At 59.4% G+C, this 480-nt stretch carries 1 protein-coding gene; it reads left to right on the forward strand.

Going from position 1 to position 480, the window contains the following annotated elements; all coding sequences use genetic code 11:
* Positions 1-480 (forward strand): alpha/beta fold hydrolase (locus tag EN994_RS34800; RefSeq protein WP_127308315.1); only part of this gene is annotated, 480 nt, incomplete at both ends.

Genomic DNA, 480 nt, shown 5'->3' on the forward strand with positions numbered 1-480 from the left:
CAATCATATTCATCAATTCGCTCGGCACCGACTTCCGGATCTGGGACGAAATTGTCTCGACGTTCGATGGTGAAATGCCGCTGCTGGTGTATGACAAGCGCGGCCACGGACTGTCCGACATCGGCGACATCAGGTCGATCGACGATCACGTCGATGACCTCTCGGCGCTCATCGATCATTTCGGCTTGAGCAAGGTCGTGCTGTGCGGCCTGTCGGTCGGCGGCATGATCGCGCAGGGGCTCTATGCCAGGCGGCCTGAAATCGTCGAAGGCCTGATCCTTTGCGATACGGCACACAAGATCGGCACGACAGACAGCTGGAACACACGCATCGCGACCGTCGAAAGCAAGGGCATCCAGGCGATTGCCGATGGCGTGCTCAAAGTGTGGTTCACCCCCGCCTTCCACGCGGCGCGTCAGGCCGAGCTCGACGGTTACTGGAACATGATGACGAGGCAAGCGCTTGCAGGTTACGTAGGGA

The sequence above is a fragment of the Mesorhizobium sp. M7A.F.Ca.CA.002.09.1.1 genome (assembly GCF_003998555.1).
GTDB lineage: Bacteria > Pseudomonadota > Alphaproteobacteria > Rhizobiales > Rhizobiaceae > Mesorhizobium > Mesorhizobium ciceri.